Below are 16,326 nucleotides of genomic sequence, written 5' to 3'. Positions count from 1 at the left end.
GGTCAGTGGTCGCGCAGGAAGGCCGCGGCCTGGCGCAGCAGCGGCTCGGCCGCCGGGAACGCGTCCGGGTGGCGCCAGAACCCGTGGACCTGACCGAGGTAGCGGACGCCGAGGACCTCGACGCCGGTCTCGGCGAGCCGGGCCGCGAGCAGCTCGCCCTCGTCGCGCAACGGGTCGTGCTCGGAGGTCATCACGAACGTGGGCGGCAGCGTGCCCAACCGGTCCGAGAGCAAGGGGGCCAGGTCGGGGTCGGCGTGGTGCCGGGCGTCGCCGCCGGTGTACTGCTCCCAGTACCAGGCGACGTCGCGCGGGTCGAACCCCTCGACCTCCTCATGGTGCGAGGCTCCCGCCGCGGTCGGGTCGAGGAACGGGTAGACCAGCGCGAGGGCCCGGAACCGGTCCGGGTGGCGGAGCGCCGCGACGAGCACGAGGTTCGCGCCGGCGCTGTCGCCGTGGCCGTAGGTCGGCCCGGTGAGCCCGTGGCCCTCGCCGTGCTCGTCGAGCCAGGCCACGACCGCGTCGAGGTCCTCGACCGCGGCCGGGAACGGGTGCTCGGGCGCCAGCCGGTAGTCGACGCTGAGCACGGCGGTCCCGGTCCGGTTCGCGAGTCGCCGGCACGAGGCGTCGTGCACCGCGACGTCGTTGAACACGAAGCCGCCGCCGTGCGCGTGCACGACGACGCCGGGCGCGGCCCCCGCCGGCAGGTAGAGCCGGCACGGCACCCCGCCGGCGTCGAGGTCCAGCACGCGCTCGACCTCCTCGCGCGGCTGCGCGGCAGCGGCCTCGCGGGCCGCGACCCGGGCGGCCTCGACGTCGTAGCCCGGGGTGGAGACCGGCGGCTCGGCCGCGGCCCGCTCGACCGCGGTGCCGGGACTGCGGGTAGAGCGTCACCGCTGCATGAGGGCGTCGAGCCCGACCGCGACGGCGGCGGCGACGCGGAAGTCGAGTGCGGGGTCGCCGACCGTGACCGTGTAGCGGTCGCGCACCGTGCTCTGCCGCTGCACCGAGAGGACGGTGCGGCCGTCGGGGGTGGTGAAGTCGAAGTGGATGGGCAGGAACGGGATGTCGGCGAAGCGGCGCACCAGTGCCACGGCCTGGCTGCGCTCCTGGCCGACGGCCTGGTAGCCGGGGCCCTCGAGGTGGAAGGTCGAGCGGAGCAGGCTCTTGCCGAAGTCCTTGCGGAAGAAGCCGAGCTGCTGGCCCTGGGCGTCGAAGACGTCGTAGCCGGCGTTGAGGTCGATCTTCTTGCGCGCCCGGAAGCTGAAGACGGCCTGGCTCCTGGACTCGTCGGTGTAGAAGGTGACCTCCTCCTTGAACGCCATCCGCTTCTGCTGCGCGACGCCGAGCGACTGGCCCTCGGCCCCGCCCGCGCCGGCCCCGACGAGCTCGTAGCGGTTCGTGGTCATGGCGAACTTCTGCTTCACGTAGAAGAGGGGGACGTGGCTGGGTGCGGTCATGACCGGAACCTACCCAGCGACCCGGGTCCCAGTCGTGACGACCGGGATCCGCGTCAGCGACGACCGGGATCCGCGTCGGCGACGACCGGGATCCGCGTCATGACGACCGGGATCCGCGTCAGCGCGACTCGAGGGCCAGCCGGGCGCCGAGCGCGGCGAACGTCGCCGCGAAGACCTTCCGGACCCGGTTCACCAGGCGCGGCCGAGCCAGCACCCGGTCGCGGACGGCGGCGGCGCCGATCCCGTACGCGGCGAACACGACGAACGTCGCGGCCATGAAGATCCCACTCAGGAGGAGCATCCGCGGCACCGCGCCCGGTGACCCGGCCGGCACGAACTGGGGCAGGAAGGCGAAGAAGAAGATCGTCAGCTTGGGGTTGAGCAGGTTGAGGGTGATCCCCTCCGCCACGACGCGGCGACGGCTCACCGGCCGACGGTCCTCGTCGATGGCGAGCGCGCCGGTGTCGCGCCAGGTCGACCACGCCATCCACAGCAGGTAGGCGACGCCGGCGTACTTGAGCGTGGCGAAGGCGAGCCCGCTCGCGTGCAGCACCGCCGCCAGGCCGGTGATCGCCGCCACCAGGTGCGGCACCGTGCCGAGGGTGCAGGCGAAGGCCGCGAGCACCGCGGCGCGGCCGCCGCGGGTGAGGCCGGCAGCGAGGGTGTAGAGCGCGCCCGTGCCGGGCGTCGCGACGATCACCAGCGTGGTGAGCAGGAAGGCCAGGCTCATGGCTGGTGACGCTACTGCGATGAGTGCGGCCCCGGCCAGGGGTCGGTACCCCCGTGATCATCGTCGCCGGACACCTCCTCGTCTCCCCCGCGGACCGCGCCGCCTACCTGCGTGGCTGCGAGGAGGTCGTCCGGCTGGCCGGGCCGCCGACGGCTGCCTCGACTTCGCGATCTCCGCGGACCTGCTCGACCCGGCGCGGATCAACGTGCACGAGAGGTGGGCCGGCCGCCGCGAGCTCGAGGCGTTCCGCGGCTCCGGTCCCGACGACGACCAGCGCGCCGCGACCCGGAGCGCCGACGTCCAGGAGTTCGACCTCGGCGGCTGAGCCGCCCACCGAGGGGCGTCACCCACCGGCCAGGCGGGCGAGCTCCTCGTCCACGACCGCGACGTCGAGCTTGGTGAAGACCGGGGTCGGCTTCTCGACCGGTGTGCCCACCACGACCGCGCGGCGCTGCCACGCGGGGGCCGTGGTGTAGTCGCCGGTGATGATCGGGTAGCCCGCGCCCCCGTCCAGGTCGTCGACCTCCTCGATCCGCGGCATCGGGGCGACGTCGCCGGCGCCGCCGAACACGCGGTCGACGGCGTTCGCCGAGAACGGCAGGAACGGCGCCAGCACCAGGTTGAGGTCGGCCACGCACTGCGCGACGACGTGCAGCACGGTGCCGAGGCGCTCGCGCTGATCCTCGCCCTTGAGCTTCCACGGCTCGGTGTCGGACACGTACTTGTTGACCTCGCCGACGGCGCGCATCGCCTCCGCGATCGCCTGCTTCTGGCGGTGCCGGCCGATCAGGTCGCCGACGACGGTGAAGGCCTGCTCGGCCACGGCGAGCACCCGCTCGTCGTCCTCGGTGAGGACGCCGGCCGGCGGGATCTCGCCGAAGTTCTTCGCGATCAGCGTGGCGGTCCGGTTGACCAGGTTGCCCCAGCCCGCGACCAGCTCGTCGTTGGTGCGGCGCACGAACTCCGCCCAGGTGAAGTCGGAGTCCTGGTTCTCGGGGCCGGCCGCGGCCACGAAGTACCGGAAGGCGTCGGGCTGGTAGCGGCTGAGCAGGTCGCGGACGTAGATGACCACCTTCTTCGAGGAGGAGAACTTGCGTCCCTCCATCGTGAGGAACTCCGACGAGACCACCTCGGTGGGCAGGTTGAGCTCGCCGTACTCGCGCGGCTCGCCGCCCTTGGAGCCCCTGCCGGAGTAGGCCAGCAGCTCGGCGGGCCAGATCTGGCTGTGGAAGGTGATGTTGTCCTTGCCCATGAAGTAGTAGGACAGCGCCTCGCTGCCCCCGGCGCCCCCGGCCGTCGCGGGGTTCCACCACTTCCGCCAGGCCTCCGGGTCACCCGAGCGGCGCGCCCACTCGACCGAGGCCGACAGGTAGCCGACCACCGCGTCGAACCAGACGTAGAGCTTCTTGGTGGGGTTCTCGCGCCAGCCGTCGAGCGGGACAGCGATGCCCCAGTCGATGTCGCGCGTCATCGCCCGCGGCCGGATCTCCTTGAGGATGTTCTGGCTGAAGCGGATCACGTTCGGCCGCCACAGCCCGGTCGCCGCCCGGCCGTCGAGCCACTCCCCCAGCGCGTCGGCCAGCGCCGGCAGGTCGAGGAAGAAGTGCTGGGTCTCGATGAACTCCGGCGTCTCGCCGTTGATCTTCGAGACCGGGTCGATGAGGTCGGCGGGGTCGAGCTGGTTGCCGCAGGTGTCGCACTGGTCGCCCCGGGCCCCGCCGGCGCCGCAGATCGGGCAGGTGCCCTCGATGTAGCGGTCGGGCAGCGTGCGCCCGGTCGACGGCGAGATGGCGCCGTAGGTCGTCTGCTCGACGAAGTAGCCGTTCTCGTAGACCCCGAGGAACAACTCCTGGACGACGGCGTGGTGGTTGCGCGTCGTCGTGCGGGTGTAGAGGTCGTAGGTGCAGCCGAGCGAGACCAGGTCCTCGGCGATGATCCGGTGGTTCCGGTCGGCGAGCTCCTGCGGCGAGACCCCGGCCTCGTCGGCGGCGATCAGGATCGGGGTGCCGTGCTCGTCGGAGCCGGAGACCATGAGCACGTCGTGTCCGGCCATCCGCGAGTACCGGCTGAAGACGTCGGAGGGCACACCGAAACCGGCGACGTGGCCGATGTGGCGGGGGCCGTTGGCGTAGGGCCAGGCGACGGCGGACAGGACGTGGGTCATGGCCCCAGGCTAGTGAGCCCGCGCCACCGCGTTTCGCGTGGGCACCCGCAACGGACCCGCGCCCGGCTCGACCGCGTCGAGCACCTCGACCTCGTCGCCGACCCGGACCACGACGCCGTCGCCCCCGGCCGGGACGTCGGGGACCAGGTTGGTGCCGAACCAGGTCTTGTTGTCGAAGCGCCGGATGCGGGCCATCGCGGCGACCGGCTCCTTCTCGCGGACGGCGGTGTCGGGATCGATCGTCGTGATCACGCAGCGCGCGCACCCCTTCACGGCGCGGAGGACCACGTCGCCGATGCGGATCCGCCGCCAGTCGTCCTCGCTCCACGCCGCCGCGCCCGAGACGACCACGTTCGGCCGGAACCGGGTCATCGTCAGGGGCTCCCGCCCGTGCGGCGCCGCGGCGAGGACCTGGTCGTTGACCGCGGCCAGCGACTCCTCGGTCGCGAGCAGCAGGGGGTAGCCGTCGGCGAGCGAGACGACGTCGCCCTCGTCGCCGTAGTCGGGCGTCGTGGGGCGGCGCGTCGGGTCGTCGAGGTGGACCAGCCGGGCGTCGGTGCCGAGGACCTCGCTGAACCAGGCGTCGGCCTCGGCCCCCGCCGCGGCCGCGGTGAGCCGCGAGGACCACAGGGAGACCGGCACCTGGTGCGCCGGGTCGGGCGTGGCGACCTCGAGCGGCGCGATGGCAGCACCGCCGGCACCGCCGGCACCGCCGGCAGCACCGTCGCGAGCCTCGACGCGCAGGCCGGTCGCGGTGAGCTGCGGGTCCAGCAGGAGCAGCCGGTTCACCTCGCGGGCGGTGATCGCCGCGCCGGCGTGGTCGACCACCATCCAGCGGCGGTCGCCGTCGAGCCCCCAGGGCCGCACGGTCGCGGTCGGCAGCTCCTCGCCGCGGCAGGACTTGACCGGGTAGCGGCGCAGGGACGTCAGGCTGATCGGCACGGCCACAGGCTACGGCCCGCGCACCTCACCAGCGGGCGATGCGCGCGGCGGCCCGTCGGCGGATCGTGGGCAGCTCGGCGTAGAGCCTCTCGCCGGGGCACGCGGTCTGGTTGGTGTCGCGGTGCCCGTCGATGGTGGGCAGCCGGGGCCGCTCGCCGGCGGGGAACCGGTCCGACCCGGAGGAGGTGACGCTCACCCGACCGCGGGGCTTGCGGTCGTAGCGGTCCAGCTTCCACGCCGAGAGCCGCACCAGCGCCGAGACGACGTTGCGGCGCGGCCGGGCGTCCTCGAAGTTGCCGATGACCGCGACCCCCGTCGAGGTGCTGTTGAAGCCGAGGGTGTGCGCCCCCAGCACCGGCTTGCGGGGTCCGCCGGCCCGGCCGACCCACGTGCGCCCGAACCGGTCGACGAGGAAGTTGTAGCCGATGTCGGACCAGCCGAGGTTCTGGGTGTGGTAGCGGTAGATGCCACGCAGCAGGCCGGGGACGTCGTCGCGGGCGTAGGTGTTGCTGTTCACCGTGTGGTGCACGTGCACCTGCTGGATCGTGCTGTTGTAGCGCGCGGCCCCGGACCTCAGCGCGGGGTCGGCCCCCCACTGCGCGCGCCCGCGCATCGCCGGCTTGGGCGACCACGGGTTGCGGGTGTCGCGGGCCAGCAGACGGGGCTGCGGCCGCGCCGGGCTGCGGACCTGCGTGCCGTCCGGTGCGATGAGGACGAGCGTGAGGTCGGCCGGGCGTGCCCCGGCCACGTCGACGCGGACGGCGTCCGCGGTGCCGACCCACTGCAGGTCGGTGGCGGCCACCCCCGCGGACCGCTCGCGGGTGCGGCGGTCGGGTCCGTCCCCGATCTGCTCGAGCCCGCGCCACGACGACCAGCCGTCCTCGGAGCGCGTGCGGACCCGGACCGCGCGGTCGGCGCCGTCGTCGGTCCAGGTCACCCCCACCATCGCGAACGGCGTCGCCGTCTCGACGGTGCGGCGGTCGGCCGGCAGCGGCACGTCGGCGGCACGCAGCCCGGCGCCGGCGGGGTCGAGTCGTTGCACGGGCGGCTCGGCGCGTACGGGCGCGGGTGCCGCGGAGGCCCCGGACCCCGGCGGTGCGGCCGTCACCGCCAGCGTCGGTGCGGTGAGCGCGGCCGCGACGACGGCGCCCAGCGCGGCAGAACGGCGTCCCGGCGGCGTGGTCAGAGAAGGCATCACCAAGATCATGCGCCACATGCGTCACAGAGACAACAACGCCGCCCCGTCCCGCCACCGGCGACGGGACGAGGCACGCGGGGCTCAGCTGAAGTCGAGGTCCCCGGTGCGCGAGCGCTTGAGCTCGTAGAAGTAGGGCACCTTGGCGACGGCGACGCAGCCGTCCCAGAGCAGGCCGGCGTCCTCGCCCCGCGGGATCTTCGAGAGGACCGGGCCGAAGAACGCGGCCCCCTCGATCGCGATCGTCGGGGTGCCGACGTCGTTGCCGACCTGGTCCATGCCCTCGTGGTGGCTCGCGGCCACCGCGGCGTCGAGACCGGAGTCGTCCATCGCGTCGACCAGCTCGGGCTCGAGCCCGGCCTCGGCGAGCGACTCCACGATGATCGAGCGGCCGGCGTCCTCCTGCTCGTGGAGCGTGCGGCCGTCCACGTGGATCCGGGTGCCGAGCGCGGTGTAGAGCGGCAGCAGGACCTCGCGGCCGTGCTTCTGCTCGGCCGCGATGCAGACCCGCACGGGCCCCCAGGCCGGCGCGAGCAGCTCGCGGTACTCCTCGGAGATGTCCTTGTCCTGGTTGAGGTAGCCCAGGCTCATGACGTGCCAGGTGACCTGGATGTCACGGACCTGCTCGACCTCCAGGATCCAGCGCGAGGTGATCCACGCGAAGGGGCACAGGGGGTCGAACCAGAAGTCGGCGGTGGTGGGGGTGCTCATGCTCCGGATTCAACCACCAGGGCGGTGGTCAGGGCTTGACGGTCGCCCACGCGCCGGCGGCCGAGCCCGTGACGAGGCCGTCGCCGGCGTAGGTGACCTTGACCCAGCGCCGTCCGGCGGGCAGCCGGTCGACGCGGATGGTGGCGACGCCGTCGACCAGCGGCAGGGTCGTGGTCCGCTTGCGGACCTTGACCACGACGCTGCCGGTCGGGACGGCGCCGGGGGCGCGGACCCGGACCCGGACCATCACCGCGCGCTTGCGCCCGCCGGCCCGCAGCGTGATCGCGGCCCCGGTCGTCACCCGGCCGAACGTCGCCGCCTGGACGACGGGCCGGAAGTTGGGCTTCGCCACCGTGGCCCGCGCCTCGATGGTGCGGCCGACGTCCGCTGCGCCGAGCAGGTAGGTCGGGGCGACGGCGCCGGGTACCACCGCGCCGTCGCGCAGCCACTGGTAGGTGGCGACGGCGTCCCTCGGCGTCCAGGAGGCACCGGCGAAGCTCAGCGTCGAGCCGTGGCGCGGTGTGCCGGAGGCCGCGAAGGGCTGGGCGACCGCGACGTTGCCGCTGACGACCGGCCCGACCCGGTTGGAGTAGCCGAACGCCTTCGGCAGGCCCGGCCCCCGGGCGACCTCGACGGCCGAGATGGTCTTGCCGACCAGGCCCCGGGTCAGCTCGAGGGTCGGGCCGTTGCGGCCGGACAGGTAGACGCCGTCGGCCGACCAGCGGACGCTGACCGAGGCCGGCGCCGGCGACCAGGCACCCGGGACGACGCTGAGCGTGGCCCCGACGGTCGGGTCACCGGTGACGACCGGTGAGGTCCGGCGCAGGAACGCGCCGCTGGCGACCGGCGCCGAGGGCGCCGACGTCGCGACCGCGGCGGTGTGGCCCGCGCGGCTCCCGGTGTCGCGGAAGGTCAGGACCGCGCCGGCGTCCTCACCGGTCGGCGTGTAGGTGCTGGTGGTCGCGCCGGGGATCGCCGTGCCGTTGCGGAGCCACTGCACGGTGTGGGTCGCCTTCGGCGTGAACGCCGCCCAGGTGCCGCGCACGGGGACGCCGACCTTCGGGGCGTCGCTGATCGAGGGGGCCGTGCGCACCGTGACGGCCGGCGTCGGGGCCGGGGCCCTGTCGGCGAGGTGCACGAAGCCGGTCGGCCAGCCGGTGCCGTCCTTGTAGATGGTGCGCCAGTGGAAGTCGCCGTTCCAGGAGTCCTCGGAGATCACGATCTCCGTCGACGAGACGACCTTCTCGACGTAGGCGACGTGGCCGCTCGAGCCGGCGCCGGACACGCCGCGGTTCCACCAGGCCACCGCGCCGACGGCGGGCTTGGTGTCGGTGACGTCGCGGCGGGCGAGGCCCCAGTTGTAGGCCATCCCCGTCCCGCCCCACGGCCGCTCGGTCGACATCCCGGCCCGGATCATCCGGTAGGCGACGTAGTTGGTGCAGTTGTGGCCGGAGTACATCCGCCAGTACATCTGGTTGTTGACCCGGCCGTAGCCGTCGTCGCTGTAGCCGGCGTTCGCGCACCCGCTGTAGCCGGAGCAGTGGTACCTCGACGACGCCCACGCCGGCGACGGATTCGCCACCGGCACGACCACCGCGAGCGACCCGAGGACGACCAGCGCCACCAGACGGGCCAGGAGACCGCTCGGACGACGGGTCGGAGGACGGGTCGGGCGGCGGGTCAACGGACTGCGACGGAGAGGCACGGGACCACTGTCAAGCACATCCGGTGCGTTTCGCAACAGCAACCCCATAATTCACAGGGGCCACTTTGGCTCGCATTTCGAATCACAGGCGTGTCGTTCCAGTCGGCGCGCGGGCGGGGCCGTGAACCGCCCGGCCGACCACCTGCACCATCGGCACCGAGCAGTGCCAGGATGAGGGGCATGCCTGGAACCAACCTGACACGGGACGAGGCCGCTACCCGCGCCGCACTCCTCGACGTGACGTCGTACTCCATCGACCTGGACCTGACGACGGCACCCGACAGCACCACCGACACCTTCGGCTCCACGACCACGATCGCCTTCACCTGCCGCGAGCCCGGCGCCTCGACGTTCGCCGACCTGGTCGGCGCCACCGTCCACGAGCTGACCCTCAACGGCGCCCCGCTCGACCCCGCGACCTACGCCGACAGCCGGATCCCGCTGCCCGACCTGCAGGCAGACAACCTGCTCGTCGTCCGCGCCGACTGCACCTACTCCACCAGCGGGGAGGGCCTGCACCGCTTCGTCGACCCCGTCGACGACCGGGTCTACCTCTACTCGCAGTTCGAGGTCCCCGACGCCCGCCGCGTCTTCACCACCTTCGAGCAGCCCGACCTCAAGAGCGTCTTCACCTTCCGCGTCACCGCCCCCGACCACTGGAAGGTCGTCTCCAACGCCCCCACGCCCGAGCCCGAGGCGCTCGACGGCGGCGCGGCGGTGTGGACCTTCCCGCCCACGAAGCGGATGTCGACCTACATCACCGCCGTCGTCGCCGGCGAGTACCACGCCGTCTTCGACACCTACGAGGGCCAGTTCGGCGAGATCCCGCTCGGCCACTACTGCCGGCAGTCCCTGGTCGAGCACCTCGACCGCGACGAGCTGGTGAAGATCACCCGGCAGAGCTTCGAGTTCTTCGAGCGCCAGTTCGGCTACCCCTACCCGTTCGAGAAGTACGACCAGCTCTACGTGCCGGAGTACAACATGGGCGCGATGGAGAACGCCGGCTGCGTGACCCTGCGCGACGAGTACCTCCCCCGCTCGCGCCAGCCGCGCTCGTTCTACGAGTTCCGCTGCTCGGTGATCACCCACGAGATGGCCCACATGTGGTTCGGCGACCTCGTGACCATGAAGTGGTGGGACGACCTCTGGCTCAACGAGTCGTTCGCCGAGTGGGCCTGCTACTGGTGCGAGGCCGAGGCGACCGAGTTCACCGACGCGTGGACCGGTTTCGCGAACGCCCGCAAGCAGACCGGCTACCGCGCCGACCAGCTGCCCAGCACCCACCCGATCGCCGCCGACAACCACGACCTCGAGGCGGTCGAGGTCAACTTCGACATGATCACCTACGCCAAGGGCGCCTCGGTGCTCAAGCAGCTGGTCGCGTGGGTCGGGCTGGAGCCGTTCATCGCCGGCCTGCGGCAGTACTTCCAGGACCACGCGTTCGGCAACACCGAGTTCGGCGACCTCCTCGTCGCGCTCGAGCGCTCCTCGGGCCGCGAGCTCGGCAGCTGGGCCGAGGAGTGGCTCCAGACCGCCGGCGTCAACACGCTGACCCCCGAGTTCGAGCTCGACGCCGACGGCGCCTACACCCGGCTCGCGGTCCGCCAGACCGCCGCGGCCGACCAGCCGACGCTGCGCCGGCACCGCCTCGGCATCGGCCTGTACGACGAGGTCGCCAACGAGCAGGGCGAGCCCCGCCTGGTGCGACGCGACTACATCGAGGTCGACGTCGAGGGCGAGTCCACCGACATCGAGGCGGCCGTCGGGCAGCGGCAGCCCGCGCTGCTGCTCCTCAACGACGGCGACCTGGCCTACGCCAAGATCCGCCTCGACGAGCGCTCCCTCGCCACCGTCGTCGGCGGGCTCTCCCGCCTCGACGACTCGCTCGCCCGGGCCCTGGTCTGGGGCGCCACCTGGGACATGACCCGCGACGCCGAGCTCTCGGCCACCGACTTCGTGAGCCTCGTGCTCGCCAACATCGGCAGCGAGACCGACGCCTGGGGCGTCACCCGGATCCCGGCCTACGCCGCCCTCGCGGTGAACTCCTACTCCGCGCCGGCCCACCGCGACGAGCTGCGCCTGCAGTGGGAGCGCGGGCTGCGCGGGCTCCTCGACGCGGCCGAGCCGGGCAGCGACTCCCAGCTCACCTTCGCCCGCTCCTACGCCGGTGCCGCCCACACCGACGAGGCGCTCGACGCCCTCGAGTCGCTGCTCGACGGCTCGCTGGTGGTCGAGGGCCTCGCGGTCGACGACGACCTGCGGTGGAGCCTCGTCACCGCCCTGGCCGCGCGCGGTCGTGCCGACGACGCCCGCATCGACGAGGTGCTGGCCACCGACAACACGATCTCCGGGCAGGAGCACGCGGCAGCGGCGCGCGCGGCGATGCCGACGGCCGAGGCCAAGGAGACCGCCTGGCGCCTCGGCATGCTCGAAGCCGGCACCCCGAACGAGACCGCGCGCAGCATCGTGCTCTCGTTCATGCGCTCGGGCCAGGAGGAGGTGCTCGCGCCGTACGTCGAGAAGTACCTCGACCTCGTCGACAGCACCTGGGAGCGGATCGGCGCCCACCGGGGCTCGGTCGCCCTGGAGCACTTCTTCCCGAAGCCGCTGGCCTCCGCCGAGCTGCTCGACAAGGTCGACGCCTACCTCGCCACCACGACCGCCAACCCGGGCGCGGTGCGCTACGTGCGGGAGGGCCGCGCCGAGGTCGCCCGCGCCCTGGCCGCGCAGGCCAAGGACGCCGGCTGACCGGGCGCTGACGACGCGCCGACGACGGGGACCCCGGACGACCGGGGTCCCCGTCGTGTCGGGTCTCCGCCGTCGGCGATCCCGGACGCCGGGTCTTCCTGGACGCAGGCGATCACCCACGTCGCGGATCGCGCACGTCGCGGCTCCCCGACGACCCGGATCCCCTACGTCCCGGATCCCGGACGACGCGGATCCCGGACGTCGCGGATCCCGGTCGTGCGGAACCGGAGCGGTCAGGCCTTGCGCGGGCGGGCGGTGCGGGCGTGCTCGCCCAGCTGCCGGATGCCGTGGCGCAGCCCGCCGACGAGGTCGCCGTCGGCGAAGGCCTCGGCCATCGTCGCGGTGGCCAGCTCGACCTGCGCGTCGGTGAGGGTCTCGCGCACGAAGCCCCCGGTGACGACCTCGACGCTGCGGGCGTCGGGGTCGACCATGATCAGGATGCTGCGCGCCGGCGCGACCATCGAGTTGTGCAGGCTCGTCGCGAACGCGCGGGGCTCGCCCTGGGCGCGGCCGACGAAGATCGAGAACTCCGCACGGCAGGTCTGCTCGGCCTTGCGCATCACCACGTCGAGCGAGGACCGGTCGGCCTCGCTCAGGTACTCACCAGCGGGCACTGGATCCCCCGGCCCGGGACTCGGCGGTGTCGGGCGCGGCGAGCTCGTTCGGGCTCCGGCGCGGGCCCCCGAGCCACTGGTCCTCGGGCACCTGGCCGCCGGGCGCGAGCCGCTCGCCGCGGATCATCGCCGGCAGGTAGGTCAGCAGGGTGATCAGCAGGAACAGGCCGACCGGCACCCCGAGGAGGATCAGCAGGGCGAAGCCGGTGTCGATCGACGGCGGCGTGTCCCAGCCCTCGGGGACGTCGGCGGAGGCGGCACCCGCGGATCCCGCCACCAGCACACCGGCGGCGCCGGCCACGGTGAGGAGGCGGCGCGCCCGGTGGAGCCGACCGCGGGGGTCGCCGGTGTGGTTCGTCACGGTCCCAGTCACGGGGCCCAGTCTATCGCCGTCCAGGAAGTCGAACGAGGCGGGCGTACCTGTTATGCATGCACCCATGCCCGTACCCGACATCGTCGCGCTCGGTGCGCTCCCCCGACCCTTCGGCCCGGCCCTCGTGGCCAATCCGTGCGCCGAGGGCGAGAGCGTCTGCAACACCGTCTTCGACCAGACCAACAACGACACCCTCGCGCGCTACTCCGACGTCCTGATCGGCAAGCCGCTGGCCCTGATGGGGCTGCTGCTGCTCGCCGTCACCCTGCGCTGGCTCGTCCACAAGGTGATCGACCGGATCGTGCGGCGCGCCGCCCACGGCGTCCTGCCCGACCGGGTCGCCCTCGGGGCCAGCCAGCGGCGCAGCCAGCGCGCCGAGGCGATGGGGAGCCTGCTCAAGAGCATCGTCACCGGGCTCCTGGTCGCCGTCTTCGGCACCATGATGCTCAGCGAGATCGGCGTCGACATCGCCCCGATCATCGCCAGCGCCGGCATCGTCGGGCTCGCCCTCGGCTTCGGCGCCCAGTCGCTGGTGAAGGACTTCCTCTCCGGCGTCTTCATGATCATCGAGGACCAGTACGGCGTCGGCGACGACGTCGACCTCGGCGAGGCGATCGGCACCGTCGAGGCCGTCACCCTGCGGATGACGCGGCTGCGCGACGTCAACGGCACCGTCTGGTACGTCCCGAACGGGCAGATCGTGCGCGTCGGCAACCAGAGCCAGAACTGGGCCCGCACCGTGCTCGACGTCAGCGTGGCCTACCACGAGGACCTGGCCCGGGTCCGGCGCGTGCTCAGCGAGGTCGCGCACGACCTCTGGGAGGACGACGACTTCAAGGGTCAGGTCATCGAGGAGCCCTCCGTGTGGGGCGTCCAGGACCTCGGCGTCGACGGCGTCACGGTGCGCGTCGTGCTCAAGACCACGCCCGGCGAGCAGTGGGCCGTGGCCCGCGAGATGCGCCAGCGCATCAAGAACCGCTTCGACTACGAGGGCATCGAGAAGCCCTTCCCGCAGCGCGTGGTGTGGCAGCGCGAGGAGCCGGCGCGCCGGCGACCCGACGACGTCGAGGGCGGCGCCTGATGCCCCCCACGCAGGACGTCACCATCGAGCCGGACAATGGCGGGGTGACGTTCTACGAGGAGATCGGCGGGTTCGAGACGGTCCGCACCGTCGTGCACCGCTTCTACGAGGGCGTGGCCACCGACGAGCTCCTGCGCCCGATGTACCCCGAGGAGGACCTCGGCCCGGCCGAGGAGCGGTTCCTGCTCTTCCTCGTGCAGTACTGGGGCGGCCCGACCACCTACTCCGAGGCCCGCGGCCACCCGCGGCTGCGGATGCGGCACGCGCCGTTCGCGGTCACCCCGGCCGCCAAGGAGCGCTGGCTGCACCACTTCCGCGCCGGCCTCGACGCCGCCGACCTGACGCCCGAGCAGGACGCGAAGTTCTGGGACTACGTGACCCACGCCGCCCAGTTCATGGTCAACTCGTTCGAGTAGCCCCGGCCAGCACGTCCCGCATCGCCGCCGTCGGCTCCGTGGAGCGACCGGTGTCGGCGTCGTAGAAGACCAGCGTCACCCGGGAGCGGGCGAGCAGGGTCTCCCCGTCGACGATCTCGGACTCGATCGTCATCGACCGGGTGCCGACCCGGGCGATCTCTGCCCAGACGTCGTACGGCTCCGGGCGCAGCAGGATCGGCCGCCGGTAGTCGACGTCGGTCTGGACCACGACGAACCCCGGCCCCGACTCGGCGGCGGCGGTGCCGCGGGTCAGGTCGTCCATCAGCCGCACCCGCGACTCCTGGAAGTACTCGAAGTACTTCACGTTGTTGACGTGGCGGTAGACGTCGACGTCGGAGAACCGGACGTGCAGCGGGTAGCGGTGCCCCACCGTCCGGTCGACCGAGGGCAGCGGCGCGGCGGGGATCCCGACGGCCGGCTCGACGTAGGGCTCGAGGGTGGCGCGCTCGTCGGGGCGCAGGCGTCGCGGCCGCTCGGTCGCGAAGACGTACGGCGTCAGCAGCGTGGTCGCCCGGAGGTAGACGTGCCGGCCGCCGTCGCTGCCGGGGTCGTCGTGGAAGACCTCGTAGGCCATCGTGAACGACGCGGCGCGCACCTCGGTGACCCAGCACTCGATGCTCACCGGACGCAGGGTGAGGGTCAGCGGCGCGAGGTAGGTCACCTCGTGCCGCACCACGACGACGCCGTCGGCGAGGTCGTCCTGGACCCCGGCCGGGGCCGGGAAGAGCGAGCGCATCAGGTCGACGCGCGCCTCCTGGAGGTAGTCGACGTACACGACGTTGTTGACGTGGCCCAGCAGGTCGAGGTCGGCCCACCGCATCGGGCACTGGTACAGGTGGCGCACGGCGTCAGTCTGCCCCCTCCGCGACCGCGGGCGCGCGCAGCGGTGTCCTATCGTGCAGGGAGATCGCCCGTCGTCCCCCGAGAACCGGAGCTCCGCATGCCCGAAGCCGTCATCGTCTCTGCCACCCGGTCCCCGATCGGCCGGGCCAACAAGGGGTCGCTCAAGGACCTGCGTCCCGACGACCTGACCGCGACGATCGTGCGCGCCGCGCTCGACAAGATCCCCTCGCTGGACCCGCACACCGTCGACGACCTCTACCTCGGCTGCGGCCTGCCGGGCGGCGAGTCCGGCAACAACATGGGCCGGGTCGTCAACGTCCTCAACGGCATGGACGACGTCCCCGGCGCGACGATCACCCGCTACTGCGCCTCCTCGGTCCAGACGACCCGGATGGCGTTCCACGCGATCAGGGCCGGCGAGGGCGACGTGTTCATCTCCGCCGGCGTCGAGATGGTCTCCCGCTTCGCCAAGGGCACCTCCGACCACTGGCCCGACACGCAGAACCCCCGGTTCGCGGCGGCCCAGGCCCGCACCGCGCAGACCGCCGAGGGCGGGGTCGACTGGCACGACCCGCGCGAGGACGGCGAGCTCCCCGACGTCTACGTCGCGATGGGCCAGACCGCCGAGAACGTCGCCCGGCTGCGCGGGCTGTCGCGCCAGGAGCTCGACGAGTTCGGCGTCCGCTCGCAGAACCTCGCCGAGAAGGCCATCGCCGACGGCTTCTGGGCCCGCGAGATCACCCCGGTCACCACGCCCGACGGCACGGTCGTCACCGCCGACGACGGCCCGCGCGCCGGCGTCACCTACGAGGCCGCCTCCCAGCTGCAGCCGGTCTTCCGGCCCGACGGCGTCGTCACCGCCGGCAACTGCTGCCCGCTCAACGACGGCGCCGCCGCCGTCGTCGTGATGTCCGACTCCCGCGCGGCCGAGCTCGGCCTGACCCCGCTGGCCCGGATCGTCTCGACCGGCGTCTCCGGCCTCTCCCCCGAGATCATGGGTCTCGGCCCGGTCGAGGCGACCCGCAACGCCCTCCGGCACGCCGGCATGAGCATCGGCGACATCGACCTCGTCGAGATCAACGAGGCGTTCGCCGCCCAGGTCGTGCCGTCCTACCAGGACCTCGGCATCGACCTCGACCGGCTCAACGTCAACGGCGGCGCGATCGCGGTGGGCCACCCGTTCGGCATGACCGGTGCGCGCCTGCAGAACACGATGCTGAACAGCCTGGACTGGCACGACAAGTCCACCGGCCTGATCACCATGTGCGTCGGCGGCGGGCAGGGCATGGCCCTCATCCTCGAGCGGCTCTAGCCGGCCCGCGGCGG

15 protein-coding genes are annotated in these 16,326 nt (G+C 72.9%); 4 read left to right on the top strand and 11 right to left on the bottom strand.

The genetic code is table 11. The features are described 5' to 3' along the window. Positions 1–2: 2 nt before the first annotated feature. The 8 genes from FE634_RS05040 to FE634_RS05000 all read right to left on the bottom strand — a co-directional run bounded on the left by FE634_RS05040 (position 3) and on the right by FE634_RS05000 (position 8,904). Complete coding sequence (locus FE634_RS05040) at positions 3–746, bottom strand: alpha/beta hydrolase (protein WP_138875265.1); 744 nt, start codon at positions 744–746, stop codon at positions 3–5. 141 nt (positions 747–887) lie between these two features. Continuing rightward, a complete protein-coding gene (locus FE634_RS05035; protein WP_148240394.1) occupies positions 888–1,457 on the bottom strand; it encodes an LURP-one-related/scramblase family protein in 570 nt (189 codons plus the stop codon). Positions 1,458–1,575: 118 nt separating this feature from the next. Continuing rightward, entirely contained in the window at positions 1,576–2,187 is a 612-nt protein-coding gene (locus tag FE634_RS05030; protein ID WP_137292566.1) for a LysE family translocator, read from the bottom strand. 343 nt (positions 2,188–2,530) lie between these two features. After that, entirely contained in the window at positions 2,531–4,351 is a 1,821-nt protein-coding gene (metG, locus tag FE634_RS05020; protein ID WP_138875264.1) for a methionine--tRNA ligase, read from the bottom strand. A gap of 9 nt (positions 4,352–4,360) precedes the next feature. Beyond that, positions 4,361–5,293: an MOSC domain-containing protein gene (locus FE634_RS05015; RefSeq protein WP_222847672.1), complete on the bottom strand. Its 933-nt coding sequence runs from the start codon at positions 5,291–5,293 to the stop codon at positions 4,361–4,363. Between the two features lie 25 nt (positions 5,294–5,318). Beyond that, a complete protein-coding gene (locus tag FE634_RS05010; protein ID WP_137292562.1) occupies positions 5,319–6,488 on the bottom strand; it encodes an N-acetylmuramoyl-L-alanine amidase in 1,170 nt (389 codons plus the stop codon). Positions 6,489–6,572: 84 nt separating this feature from the next. Next, positions 6,573–7,199, bottom strand: coding sequence for a mycothiol-dependent nitroreductase Rv2466c family protein (locus tag FE634_RS05005; RefSeq protein ID WP_138875262.1), 627 nt, complete (start codon positions 7,197–7,199; stop codon positions 6,573–6,575). A 28-nt stretch (positions 7,200–7,227) separates the two neighbouring features. Then, positions 7,228–8,904, bottom strand: a complete 1,677-nt coding sequence (locus FE634_RS05000; RefSeq protein WP_187366828.1) for a CHAP domain-containing protein — start codon at positions 8,902–8,904, stop codon at positions 7,228–7,230. 180 nt (positions 8,905–9,084) lie between these two features. Here FE634_RS05000 and pepN point away from each other — a divergent pair, with 180 nt between their 5' ends. After that, positions 9,085–11,652, top strand: coding sequence for an aminopeptidase N (pepN, locus tag FE634_RS04995; protein ID WP_138875260.1), 2,568 nt, complete (start codon positions 9,085–9,087; stop codon positions 11,650–11,652). Positions 11,653–11,885: 233 nt separating this feature from the next. Here pepN and FE634_RS04990 read toward each other — a convergent pair whose 3' ends face one another. Further along, entirely contained in the window at positions 11,886–12,266 is a 381-nt protein-coding gene (locus FE634_RS04990) for a DUF5130 family protein (protein WP_137292558.1), read from the bottom strand. Then, positions 12,253–12,639: a hypothetical protein gene (locus FE634_RS04985; protein WP_138875259.1), complete on the bottom strand. Its 387-nt coding sequence runs from the start codon at positions 12,637–12,639 to the stop codon at positions 12,253–12,255. The genes FE634_RS04990 and FE634_RS04985 overlap by 14 nt, the downstream gene beginning before the upstream one ends. A 64-nt stretch (positions 12,640–12,703) precedes the next feature. On the opposite strand from FE634_RS04985, the gene FE634_RS04980 reads away from it, so the two are divergent. Together FE634_RS04980 and FE634_RS04975 are read left to right on the top strand one after the other, a co-directional pair. Next, on the top strand, positions 12,704–13,720 hold the full coding sequence (locus FE634_RS04980; protein ID WP_138875258.1) for a mechanosensitive ion channel family protein: 1,017 nt from the start codon (positions 12,704–12,706) through the stop codon (positions 13,718–13,720). Next, positions 13,720–14,136, top strand: coding sequence for a globin (locus FE634_RS04975; RefSeq protein WP_137292555.1), 417 nt, complete (start codon positions 13,720–13,722; stop codon positions 14,134–14,136). The genes FE634_RS04980 and FE634_RS04975 overlap by 1 nt, the downstream gene beginning before the upstream one ends. On the opposite strand, the gene FE634_RS04970 is transcribed toward FE634_RS04975, so the two are convergent. Further along, positions 14,120–15,001 (bottom strand): acyl-CoA thioesterase, encoded by an 882-nt coding sequence (locus FE634_RS04970; RefSeq protein ID WP_148240393.1) that lies wholly within the window; start codon positions 14,999–15,001, stop codon positions 14,120–14,122. The genes FE634_RS04975 and FE634_RS04970 overlap by 17 nt on opposite strands. 96 nt (positions 15,002–15,097) lie before the next feature. Here FE634_RS04970 and FE634_RS04965 point away from each other — a divergent pair, with 96 nt between their 5' ends. Beyond that, positions 15,098–16,312: an acetyl-CoA C-acetyltransferase gene (locus tag FE634_RS04965; protein WP_138875257.1), complete on the top strand. Its 1,215-nt coding sequence runs from the start codon at positions 15,098–15,100 to the stop codon at positions 16,310–16,312. The last annotated feature ends 14 nt before the right edge of the window (positions 16,313–16,326 follow it).

The organism is Nocardioides sp. S-1144, from assembly GCF_005954645.2.
Lineage (GTDB): Bacteria > Actinomycetota > Actinomycetes > Propionibacteriales > Nocardioidaceae > Nocardioides > Nocardioides dongxiaopingii.
The sequence above is the reverse complement of the archived record's forward strand: the minus strand, read 5'-3'. Positions and strand labels throughout refer to the sequence as shown.

Bases quoted from the DNA above. Each gene is read 5' to 3' on its own strand.
- FE634_RS05010 (WP_137292562.1), bottom strand. From the start codon at position 6,488: ATGCCTTCTCTGACCACGCCGCCGGGACGCCGTTCTGCCGCGCTGGGC.
- FE634_RS04980 (WP_138875258.1), top strand. From the start codon at position 12,704: ATGCCCGTACCCGACATCGTCGCGCTCGGTGCGCTCCCCCGACCCTTC.
- metG (WP_138875264.1), bottom strand. From the start codon at position 4,351: ATGACCCACGTCCTGTCCGCCGTCGCCTGGCCCTACGCCAACGGCCCC.
- FE634_RS04965 (WP_138875257.1), top strand. From the start codon at position 15,098: ATGCCCGAAGCCGTCATCGTCTCTGCCACCCGGTCCCCGATCGGCCGG.
- FE634_RS05030 (WP_137292566.1), bottom strand. From the start codon at position 2,187: ATGAGCCTGGCCTTCCTGCTCACCACGCTGGTGATCGTCGCGACGCCC.
- FE634_RS04975 (WP_137292555.1), top strand. From the start codon at position 13,720: ATGCCCCCCACGCAGGACGTCACCATCGAGCCGGACAATGGCGGGGTG.
- FE634_RS05005 (WP_138875262.1), bottom strand. From the start codon at position 7,199: ATGAGCACCCCCACCACCGCCGACTTCTGGTTCGACCCCCTGTGCCCC.
- FE634_RS05035 (WP_148240394.1), bottom strand. From the start codon at position 1,457: ATGACCGCACCCAGCCACGTCCCCCTCTTCTACGTGAAGCAGAAGTTC.
- pepN (WP_138875260.1), top strand. From the start codon at position 9,085: ATGCCTGGAACCAACCTGACACGGGACGAGGCCGCTACCCGCGCCGCA.